General features: G+C 47.3%; 7 protein-coding genes. 5 read left to right on the top strand and 2 right to left on the bottom strand.

All coding sequences use genetic code 11. The features are described from left to right. Positions 1-226: 226 nt before the first annotated feature. On the top strand, positions 227-2185 hold the full coding sequence (locus VFC92_02100) for a T9SS type A sorting domain-containing protein (GenBank protein HZK06968.1): 1959 nt from the start codon (positions 227-229) through the stop codon (positions 2183-2185). Between the two features lie 192 nt (positions 2186-2377). On the opposite strand, the gene VFC92_02095 is transcribed toward VFC92_02100, so the two are convergent. After that, positions 2378-3508 (bottom strand): ATP-binding protein, encoded by a 1131-nt coding sequence (locus VFC92_02095; GenBank protein HZK06967.1) that lies wholly within the window; start codon positions 3506-3508, stop codon positions 2378-2380. A 133-nt stretch (positions 3509-3641) separates the two neighbouring features. Continuing rightward, entirely contained in the window at positions 3642-4796 is a 1155-nt protein-coding gene (locus tag VFC92_02090; protein HZK06966.1) for a DUF819 family protein, read from the bottom strand. A 196-nt stretch (positions 4797-4992) separates the two neighbouring features. On the opposite strand from VFC92_02090, the gene VFC92_02085 reads away from it, so the two are divergent. From VFC92_02085 to VFC92_02070, 4 genes are all read left to right on the top strand, one after another. After that, positions 4993-7338 (top strand): hypothetical protein, encoded by a 2346-nt coding sequence (locus VFC92_02085; GenBank protein ID HZK06965.1) that lies wholly within the window; start codon positions 4993-4995, stop codon positions 7336-7338. Between the two features lie 131 nt (positions 7339-7469). After that, the gene (locus VFC92_02080; GenBank protein ID HZK06964.1) at positions 7470-8576 is read left to right on the top strand and encodes an ABC transporter permease; all 1107 of its coding nucleotides are present in this window, start codon (positions 7470-7472) and stop codon (positions 8574-8576) included. A 154-nt stretch (positions 8577-8730) separates the two neighbouring features. Further along, positions 8731-9840, top strand: coding sequence for an ABC transporter permease (locus VFC92_02075; GenBank protein ID HZK06963.1), 1110 nt, complete (start codon positions 8731-8733; stop codon positions 9838-9840). A gap of 164 nt (positions 9841-10004) precedes the next feature. After that, on the top strand, positions 10005-11840 hold the full coding sequence (locus tag VFC92_02070; GenBank protein ID HZK06962.1) for a cation:proton antiporter: 1836 nt from the start codon (positions 10005-10007) through the stop codon (positions 11838-11840). The last annotated feature ends 34 nt before the right edge of the window (positions 11841-11874 follow it).

Below are 11874 nucleotides of genomic sequence, written 5' to 3'. Positions count from 1 at the left end.
AGTTTGCCGGGTTTAAAAAATGCGTTTTTAATATTCATTTAAACTAATTTTTATCAAGATGAAAAAACTATTATTCACTTTTGTAGGCCTTTTTCTGATGCTGATGGCCGTATCACAGCAGGTTCCCCGCCAATATGTTGTGGTAGAAGCCGGCACCGGATTTTGGTGACCTTACTGTCCAGGCGCAGCACTAGGAGCTGACGACCTGAGAAACAACGGCCACAATGTGGCTGTAATTGAAAACCACAATGGCGACTCACTCGCCAATATGTACAGCAATGCACGTAATTCGTACTATGCTATCAGTGGCTATCCCACTACCAAATTCGACGGTATTATCACCCATGTAGGTGGCGGCGGCAGCAGCCTCTATGCTACCTTTCTTGCCAAAATAAACCAGCGCAACGCGGTGTTGAGCAACTTTACGGTTGATCTGCAATTTGAACATCTCACCGGTAATAATTACCATGCTACTGCAGTAATTACAAAAGTAGCCCCCTACAGCGGCACCAATCTGAAACTGCGCGTAACGGTTACTGAATCGAACCTCGACATCAACTGGGGACTGGGGCCGGATGTTAATTCTGTAAACCGATTGATGGTACCAAATGCAAACGGAGTGACGCTTGATTTTTCTTCGGGCGATGTGCAAACTGTCGAGCTTGACTTTGTGATGTCGAGCGCCTGGGCATCCGAAAACTGCGAACTCATTGCTTTTGTGCAGGACGACTCCAGCAAGGAGATTCTGCAGGCCGACCTCAAATCCATGGCTATTCCTGATTATGCGCTCGATGCAGAGCTTGCCGGTGTAATGAACATCCCCGACAAAATATGTAACGGTGAAATAACTCCCACGGTGAAATTGAAAAACAAAGGCGCCGAGGTACTCACATCCGTTAATATCAACTTCGAAATCAACGGCACGTTGCTTTACACACATCCCTGGACTGGCGAACTAGTTTTCCCTCAAGGAATTGAAGTGGACATTCCTGAGATCAGCTTTGCTGCACAGCCCGAAAATACCATCCACGTATTTTTATCTGATCCCAACAACCAACCCGACATGAACCCGGATAACGACGCCATCATTATCCAAACCACAGCTACTGATGTGTGCACCGACTATGTTGCACTGTTGCTGAAAACGGATGCCAATCCAATGCACACCTCCTGGGAATGCTTAGGCCCCAATGGTGACGTGCTTGGATCAGGTGGACCTTACACACAAGCTTACCAGTATATCAAAGACACCGTTTTCTTTACTACGCCCGGCTGCTATCAATTTTTCGTTTACGACTCAGGTGGCGACGGACTGGCGACTTATTATTCTTTGCGCTCTTATGTAAATGGCGTGTTAGTTACCATCAAGAGTGGTGGCAGCTTTGCTTATGTTGATGAAACACAGTTTACGGCTTTGGCCGAAGGAGTAGCAGCTGCATTTTCCAGCAGCGCCACCAGTGGTTGCCAAATGTTCAGTGTTGATTACACCGACATGTCGTACGGCACAGTAACCTCCTGGAACTGGACTTTTGAAGGCGGCACACCAGCCACCTCCACACAACAGAACCCAACTGTTAGCTACACCAACGCAGGAACTTTCGACGTTTCGCTCACCGTTTCCGATGGCACCCACAACAACACCTTCAATGCTCCTAATTACATTACTGTGTATGAATTGCCAGAGGTTACACTCCAGGAACTCGGCGACCAGTGCGTGTATTATCCTGCTTTTGAACTCAATCAGGGAATGCCCGCCGGTGGTGTTTATTCAGGCACAGGCGTTGCCAATGGCTGGTTCGACCCAGCTGTGGCTGGCATAGGAACCCACATCGTAACCTATACCTACAGCGACGCACACGGCTGTGAAAACTTTGCCGAGCGGCAAGTCATGGTTGACGAATGTGTTGGAATAGGTGATAATCCACAGGCTACTGCCATGCGTATTTATCCTAATCCCGTTACCGGAACTGCTACCATCGCTTTTGGCCTAAGCCAAACCACCCATGTCACCGCCGAAATTTACAACAGCATCGGCATGCTGGTGATGAAACTCAATGATGGCGTGATAGAAGCAGGAGCACACAAGATTTCGGTAAATATGTCCGCACTTCAAAACGGAATGTATTTCGTACAATTTAAAGCAGGCGAAACTGTAATCACCAAAAAACTTACGCTGGTGAAATAGCCTGGAAAGAATGTTTTCATAATGATTCCACCCGTCAGGCCACAAGGCTTGGCGGGTGGTTTTTTTAGTAGTAGGCAGCAATTGTGAGAGATGAGAAATGAGGAGTGAGAAAGCACTATAGAAACATTTTTACAGCATAGTTCCAGTGGGCAATATGATCAGCACAGGGGTAAAGGATTGTTTAATTTAACATCAAATTTGTGTTAAAAAAGAATCGAAATCGCCAGGACTAACGGTTCTGAAAGTATGTTCGGGATAAGCTTTAGAAAAGACTGGTGGCACGCGTAAACCCGGTTTTGCCTTCCATTTAAATTCGTAAGCATGGAGTAAGCCATCGCGCTCTTCGATATAATCGATTTCCTGTTGCTGCTGAGTTCTCCAGAAATAGCGGTTGACAGAAATACGGCTGTAGGTGAGAAACTTTAACCGTTCGTTAACCAGGTAATTTTCCCACAAAGCACCTTTATCGCTCCGCATTTCTATCGGGCTGTAATTGTTGATCAGAGCATTGCGGATGCCATTGTCATAAAAATAGACCTTCCTGCTCTTTTTTAATTCATTTCTAATATTCCGGCTAAACGATCGCAACCGAAAGATGACGAAAGTCTTTTCGAGCAAATCAATATAGCGTTGCACGGTTTCTGAATCTGCACCTATCGACTTGCCGAGTTCATTATACGAAACCTGCGATCCCATCTGTAAAGCCAGCGCCTGCAGCAATGCTTCCAATAATTCCGGCCGTCGCAGATCCTTAAACTTAAAAATGTCTTTGTAAAGATAGCTGCCGGCAAGTAAGCTCAGCAACTCGCCGGGGTTGCCTTTTGTAGCAGCAATATCAGGATATGACCCGTAAACGAGTCGCTGATCGAGCAACTTTTTTTCTTCGAGCCATCCATGATGCTCAAGCATCTCCTGAAAAGAAAGCGGATAAAGAAAAAATTCAAATTTACGCCCCGTTAAGGGCTCGCTGGTTTGCGCAGTAATCTCCAGGGAAGATGAACCACTTACCAAAAGCTGGACATCGCTTATGTGGTCTGTTATCAGCTTTAATGTTTGTCCAACATTTCTGACCTGTTGCGCTTCATCAACGACGACTATTTTGTTGTTTCCAATCAGCAGTTTCAGATCAGGAATATTTACATTGGTAAGTTGCGAACGCACAAAAGGCTCATCGGCATCCAGCCACAAAACCGGCTGATTTAATTTCCCAGTGATTTGCCGGAGCAAAGTCGTTTTGCCGGTTTGTCGTGCTCCCAAAACGATGATCGCTTTGTTCTGAAACATACGATCCAGAATGATCTTCTCAAGTTTTCGTTCAATCATAATAATAGGTAATGACTGACAAAAGTAGGTAATTTTGGTATGTAATCGGAAATTATTACGTTTATTTTCGATTATGATCCGAAATTAACGGTTTCCTGTTTTAGAGGATATAGAATTACACACATTTGGAATTTCAAAGACTCCGCAACAGCACCGCCACCAAATAGCCCAGATAGTTGCCAATGGCGTAACCAACGATTCCTACGGTAAGTCCCGACACAACTATTTCGCGATTGCGCAAAGCACCAGCTACCACCGGAACAAATGGCGGGCTGCATATCAAAGCCGTGGAGGTAACAATCACTGTGTCGGCGTCGATGTGGAGCAGGCGCGCCAGAATAATGTGCAATGCCAGCGAACCGAAAATTACCAACGCCAAATACGCAAACAGCGTGGGCGTTTTGCCGCCAAGCGTGGTTACATCCACCAGCGAGGCCACCACCACACTAAAAACCAGAATAAAATACATCCCCAGCTCAAAAGTCTTGGGCGTATTGTTTACCGCCGGCACAAGTGAAGCGCCTATTCCCAGCGTAGTGATGAGCAAAATAACCACCACCATCTGGCTGTTGGCCGGTACCAGCAATGAGATGCCACCGCTCACTGCAAAGATCAGCACCGAAAGCCCCAACGCCCTGAGCAATGGCCAGCGGTTGCTCCGACTCAGCAGTTGCGTGTATGGATTTTCACCATCCAAATCGCGCAGTTGCATCTGACCATGTAGTTTTGTGAAATGAAATGCTGGCAAAAAAAGCCTAAAAAAACGTTGCCCAATGCTGATTAGAAAAAGGAAATAAACGGCCGAGAGGATCATGTCGTAGGTGTGGGTAAGCAGATAAATGTCGTCGGGGATTTGGAGCATAATCTTAAGGGCAGCCAGGTTGGGCGTTCCTCCCGAATAAACACCCACGAGCATCCCACCTATTTTCCAAAGATCGGTCATGCCGTGGCCGCTAAAGATGAAAAACCCAAGCAGTACCATCGTCAGCATACTCACAAGCCCTATAACCATCGAGAGCGCTGTGGTAGCTGCCAGCGAAAACCATTGCCGTATGTTGGTTGAGAAAAGTAGCAACGGGAGCGCCAATGGGATGGTGAGTGTGGTAAGCATATCCTGCACTGGCCGGCTACTTTCGGGAATCAGGCCGATGTTGCCCACCACGATACCAACAACATAAGCAACCACCACCGCGCCAAGCCGGTTCACGAAACGGTACCTGTGACTAAGATGCAGGATAAGCGCCGGCGACAAAACATAAAACATTACGAGCAGTATCTTAGCGGCCATAAGTTCTATTTTTTTAAAACATAAAATCGAGTTAAGCCGGCAAAAATAGCCTATCTGCACCTACAAAAGCACACAAAAACATGATCATTTTGAAAACATCTACTTTTGCGGAAAGCTAAACGCAATAAGTTGAATCAGAAGAAAAGGTAGTTAGAGTGGCTTAAAGGAATCGCAAATAAAAATAAACATTGGCAAAATGCTAAAAGACAAGTCAGAAGAGGTTCGCGTTAATGATTTCGGAGTAGAACAAAGTTTTTTTCTAAAATCAGAAAGGGAAATTTGCTCCACCTACATACCCTACATCGTTGTTCCAAATTTTCCGTCACTGGGATTTTTAACAGCATTGCGGTTTCTGGAGTGGGTGAGCGAAAACCCGAATGGCGTGATCAGCCTGCCTACAGGCAAAACTCCCGAGCACTTTATGAAATGGACAAAACATCTGCTAAACACTTTTCATCGGCCTGATACGCAAAAACTAATGGTCGAAAATGGGCTGATTTTGCATAAGAAACCGGAAATGAAAAATCTGCACTTTGTCCATATCGACGAGTTTTATCCCATAAATCCACGCCAACACAACAGTTTTTATAATTATGTGCAGCATTATTACATGGAAGATTTTGGGCTTGACCCAAAAAAGGCGCTCCTGATTAACACCGATGAAATTGAGCTGGCCGAAGGAAAACATTTTACGGAGGTTTTTCCCAACAACGAAATAGACCTGAGCCTCCGCAACAGAGCGCCCCGGTCAAAGCTTGAAGAGTTGCAGCGGGCATCCATTTACAAGATCGACACCTGGTGTACACGTTACGAAGAAAAAATAAAAGCGCTGGGAGGCATCGGCTTCTTTTTGGGCGGCATCGGCCCCGACGGCCACATAGCTTTTAATACGCGTGGCAGCGATCACAATTCGAGCACACGGCTTACCGAAACAAATTTTGAGACCCAGGCTGCCTCAGCCGGCGACCTCGGAGGAATTGAGGTTTCGCGCAACCGCCTCGTGATTACAATCGGACTGAATACCATTACTTACAACCCTGACGGCGTTTCAATCATTTTTGCAGCCGGCGAGGCCAAAGCAGAGATTGTGAAAAACGCCCTCGAAAATAAACCGGACAATCTCTATCCTGCCACTGTTTTGCAGCGTCAAAAAAACGCACGTTTTTATATTACTGAAGGAGCCGCATCACAACTCACCGACAGCAAGGATATTTATTATAAAACAGGAGAATGGCCTTTTGAGAAAACCGAAAGAGCTATTTTCGACCTTTGTCTGCGCATTGATAAATATGCCCGCAACCTCACCCTCGACGACCTGAAAGACGACAAGTACTGTGCGCTCATCCCCAATTTGTCGATCGACGTTGTTTCCGATGTAATAGAATCGACGAAAAAGAAAATCGAAAAAGGGCTTGAACCAGAGCGACACCAGAGATATTTGCACACCGGTCCGCATCACGACGACATCATGCTGGGAATATTCCCGGTCATCACCAGGCATTTACGCGAAATTAGCAATACGTTTCACTTTTCCATTCTTACCAGTGGATTTACGGCCGTAACCAATCGCATGATGGAGGAGTTGCTCGGTCATACCCTGCAATTCATCAACAATGGAGAAATTCAGATGATCGAATATCCTGACTTTTTTGATTCAGGATATAAATACAAATGGGACAAAGACGTAAGCCATTATCTGAACAAGGTAGCAAGCCATGATGATAACGGTAAATTGCGCGGGCTGTGCCATCGAATTACCCGTTCGTTGGTCGAAATCTATGATATTAATTCGATTGATGACCTGAAAGAAACGATCATATCGAACATTGAGCTTATCCAAAAAAGCTACGATGGCGAGAAAAATCCACCACACATCCAAAGGCTAAAAGGGATGCTCCGCGAATTCGAAGAGGAGCTGGTGTGGGCACATTATGGAGTTCAGGTAAAAGACATCGAGCACATGCGGCTGGGTTTTTATTCGGGCGATTTATTCACCGAACAACCCGAGCAACAGCGTGATGTGGAGCCTGTTTTGGAAATGCTCCGCAAGATAAATCCAACCAAAGTCAGTCTGGCTTTCGACCCCGAAGGTTCTGGTCCCGACACACACTACAAGGTATTGCAAGCTATTGCCGAAGCCCTGCGGTTGTGGAAAGAAGAAAAGGATATTTCGGAGCTAAAGATTATTGGCTACCGAAATGTTTGGTATAAATTCCATCCCGCCGATGCCAATGTATTTTCACTGGTTTCGCTCAACTCCATGGCGGTGCTGGATCATTCGTTCAAGAATTGTTATATCAGCCAGGTAAATGCTTCGTTTCCAAGCTACGAACACAACGGGCCTTTCAATGAGATGTCCCAAAAAATATGGACCGATCAATTCAAAAAAATTCAAATGATTCTGGGTAAGAGTTATTTTTATAAAAACAGCAACCCAAAAGTAAGAGCAACCCATGGCGCTATTTTTTACAAAGAGATGACTTTCGACGAATTCGATGGCTTTGCACGCAAGTTGGAAAAAAGCCTGGAGGGAGCGCTTTAGAATTTTGTTGTTTGTTGTTTGTTGTTAATTGTTAATCGTGACGCGCAACGCGCAAACCGTAACGTGCAACCCGCAACGCGCAACCCGTAACGCGCAACTCGTCCTTGTTTTTATCTACTTTTGGCATTGTCATGAAACAGTTCAGAGGATTTGTCCGCAAAGAGTTTTATCACATCTTCCGTGACTACCGCACGGTGCTGATCCTTTTTGGCATGCCGATAATCCAGCTTTTGCTCTTTGGCTATGCCCTCACCAACGACATCCACAATGCCGACATCGCCATCCTCGACAAGTCGCACGACGAACTCACGCGACAGCTCACCCACAAAATCACCTCGTCGGGATATTTCCGCCTGGCGCTCGACCTGCGCAGCGAATCAGAAATAGAGCAGGCTTTCAGAAGCGGAAAAGTTCGTCAGGTAATCATTTTTGAAAACGACTTTGCCCGAAAAGCTGAAACCGAAGGCAATGCGCAGATTCAGGTGCTTGCAGATGCTTCCGACCCCAACGCTGCGCGCATTCTCACCAGCTACCTCAGCGGTATCGTCGCCAGCTTTCAAAAAGAACTTCTTGCCGACAGGCAACTGCCCGTAGAAATTACGCCGCAGGTAAAAATGCTTTATAATGGCCGGATGGAAAGTGTGATGATGTTTGTACCGGGCATCATCACCATACTGTTGCTACTCATCGGCGCCATGATGACTTCCATCAGCATAGCGCGCGAAAAAGAAATGGGCACCATGGAAGTTTTGCTGGTTTCGCCGCTGCGCCCGGTGCAGATCATCCTGGGCAAGGTGATTCCCTACGTACTCATCGCATTGGCAATCGCCATCGTCGTTCTGCTCATGGGATATTTCGTTTTTGACGTGCCCATCCGCGGCAGCCTGGTGTTGCTGATGTTTTACAGCATCCTCTATGTCATTTTGGCTTTGTCGCTGGGCATCCTCATCTCCTCGCTGGTGAACAGCCAGCAGGTAGCGATGATGTTCTCGATGGTGGCGCTTTTGCTGCCAACGATCATGCTGTCGGGATTCATTTTCCCGCTCGAAAATATGCCGTTGCCGTTGCAATGGTTCGCCAATGTGATTCCGGCCAAATGGTTTATCATCATCATCCGCGGAGTGATGCTCAAGGCGGTTGGCATCGGCATCCTGTGGAAAGAAACACTGATTATAATAGCGATGATCGCCGTGTTTATTGTTTTAAGTATTAAAAAGTTTAAAATACGATTGGATTGACGGGATGCGGGTTGCGAGTTGCGGGTTGCGGGTTGCGAGTTGCGAGTTGCGTGTCACGAGTTGCGGGTTCGGGTTGCGGGTTCGGGTTCGGGGTTACGATTAACAATTAACAGATAACGATGAACGATGAACAATTAACGATTAACGATTCGGGATGAGAACGATCATTTTTTTGCTGCAAAAAGAATTTATCCAGATTTTCCGCAACCGGACGATGCTGCCCATCATCTTTGTGATGCCGCTGGTGCAACTGCTCATTCTGGCATACGCCACTACTTTTGACCTCAAAAACATCAACACGGTGGTGGTGGATCAGGATCGTTCGGTGAGTTCGCGTGAAATGATCCGCAAGTTTGAGGGCTCCTCATTTTACACCATCCGCAATTACACCGAAAGCTATCAGCAGGCAGAGGAGCTGGTGCAAAAAGGCCTGGCCGATCTGATTATCGAAATACCGATGAATTTTGAAAAAGATTTAAAAAACGAAAAGAAGGCGGAGGTAGGATTGGTCATTAACGCCATCAACAGCAGTTCGGCGGGACTGATAAACGCTTACACCAGCGCCATCCTCAAAGATTACAACCTGGCACTGGTGACCTCACTCATCGGACGACGCCCCGTGATGCCCATCGACGTTACCTATTCCTATTGGTACAACCCGGGGCTCGACTACAAAACCTACATGGTGCCGGGCATCCTGGTGCTACTGGTGACCATTGTCGGTTTTTTCCTTTCGGGGATGAATGTGGTGCGCGAAAAAGAAAGCGGCACCATCGAGCAACTCAACGTCACGCCTATCCGAAAGTACCAGTTCATTGCCGGCAAACTGCTCCCTTTTTGGATCATCGCTATGTTTGAGCTGGCTTTCGGGCTGCTCTTTGCGCGGCTGGTTTTCGATCTTCCCATCATTGGAAGTCTCTGGCTGATCTTTGGCGTAGCCTCCCTATTTATGCTGGCCATTCTCGGTCTGGGACTCATCATCTCCACCATTTCCGACACCATGCAGCAGTCGATGTTTCTCACCTGGTTTCTAATGGTTGTCTTTATCCTGATGAGCGGCTTTTTTACGGCCATCGAAAGCATGCCGGAGTGGGCGCAAGCCATCAACATCATCAACCCGCTGGCATATTTCATCCGCATCATCCGCATGGTGATGCTCAAAGGCTCAGGGCTGACGGACATCCTACAGCCGGTTGTGGCTCTGACCATCTTTGGGATAATTACGCTCACGTTGGCCGTGTGGCGCTATCGCAAGGTGGCGTAGGCCCGAGCAAGACTAACCGACAATCCGTTTCATTCCCTTTAAAAATCTTCCCACACTCCGACGACCACCGCCAAAAAAAATACCTATTTTTGGAATCTTTTTTTTAAGCGAAAACAATGCGGCAGCGATTGCATTGATTTAATTATCAACTAAAAAAATACGATATGTCGGAACAGGTAATGATAAGTCTGGCCAGCCTGATAATTCTGGGCATCGGCGCGCAATGGCTGGCGTGGCGACTTAAGTTTCCCAGCATCCTCTTCCTGTTGATTTTGGGCTTTGTGGCAGGACCCGTTACGGGTTTTCTGCAACCCGATTTACTGATGGGCGATTTGCTGTTACCCTTTGTTTCGCTGGCTGTTGCCATCATCCTGTTCGAAGGCGGGCTAACGCTCAACCTTAAGGAGCTGCGCGAGATTGGCGGCGTGGTGGTGGGTCTGATAACCGTTGGCATGATGGTAACCTGGGTAATAACAGCTGCTGCAGCCTATTACTTGCTGGATCTAAGCCCTCAGATTTCCATCCTTTTGGGAGCTATCCTGGTGGTGACCGGCCCCACGGTGATAGGTCCGCTGCTCCGCCACATCCGTCCCAACGAGCGCGTCAACGACATCCTGAAATGGGAAGGCATTGTGATAGATCCAATCGGTGCGCTGCTTGCCGTGTTGGTGTTCGAAGCCATTACCATTAACGTAAGTCCGGCCATGGGCGTAAATCCTTTTCAGGAAGCTACCATCGAGATATTGATTAGCCTGGGGAAAACGATATTCTTTGGATGCCTCACTGGCTTTGCCTTTGCCTGGCTGCTGGTGCTGCTCATCCGCAAATATTGGGTGCCCGACTTCCTGCAGGTCACCGTATCACTCTCTTTTGTAGTAGCTGCATACCTGTCGAGCGATTTGATTCAATCCGGATCGGGATTGTTTGCGGCCACCCTGATGGGCATCGTGATGGCCAACCAAAAGTACATTTCGGTGAAAAGCATCCTGGAATTTAAAGAAAACCTGCGGGTACTCATCATTTCGATCTTGTTTATTTTGCTCTCCGCGCGATTAAACCTGGGCGACTTCCAGGGTCTTTCGATCAACATAGCGTGGTTTTTGGCAATATTGATTTTGGTGGCGCGACCACTGTCGGTATTTATGTCGTCGATAGGCAGCGGACTCTCGATACGCGAAAAGCTGTTTTTATCGTGGATGGCTCCGCGAGGAATCGTGGCTGCTGCCGTGTCGAGTGTCTTTGCACTGCGCATTGCTAATGAGACGGGCATGGAAAACGGAGATGCCATAGTACCGGTTACTTTTTCGGTAATTGTGGTCACGGTAGTTATTTATGGCCTTACCTCTAAATCCGTGGCACGCTGGCTCAAAGTTGCCGAAAGCGACTCGCAGGGAATCCTGTTTGTAGGCGCCCACACCTGGGCGCTCGAGATTGCCAAGGCCATCAAAGAGGAAGGTTTTAAAGTGGTGGTAGTCGACACCAACCGCTCCGACATCGCTAAGGCGCAACTGGCTGGAATAACCACCGTTAATGGCAGTGTATTGAGCGAAAATGTGGTGGAAGATATCCCCCTAGGCGGCATCGGCAAACTCTTTGCCCTCACCTCCAACGACGAGGTCAACTCCCTCTCGGTAGTTCTCTTCAACAGCATCTTCGATAGCCACGAGCTTTATCAGCTCCTCCCCGTAAAAACGGAGAAAGGCAAAGAACAGGATTTCTCACCCAAACACCTGCGCGGACGCTTTCTGTTTGGCGAAGGCATCAACTTTGCCCATCTGCGCAAGCTATTCTTTGCCGGCGCCGTTATCAAAAGCACTAAAATTACCAAAGATTTTACCTATAAAGATTTTGTCACCAAATATGGCGAGAGCGCCATCCCCATGTTTGTAATCAACGACAGCAAAGAACTCAACGTTATGACAACCGACACAGAAGCCAAACCCAAAGCCGGAAGCACCATTATTGCGATGGTGACGGAGAAGGAGGAAAGTGACGGATAAATGAATTTAAGAAAACAGAATTTCCCTTTCAAGA

Source organism: Bacteroidales bacterium, from assembly GCA_035647615.1.
In the GTDB taxonomy this organism is placed as follows: Bacteria; Bacteroidota; Bacteroidia; order Bacteroidales; family 4484-276; genus SABY01.
Note: the sequence above shows the minus strand (reverse complement) of the source record. Positions and strands in the feature narration are given on the sequence as shown.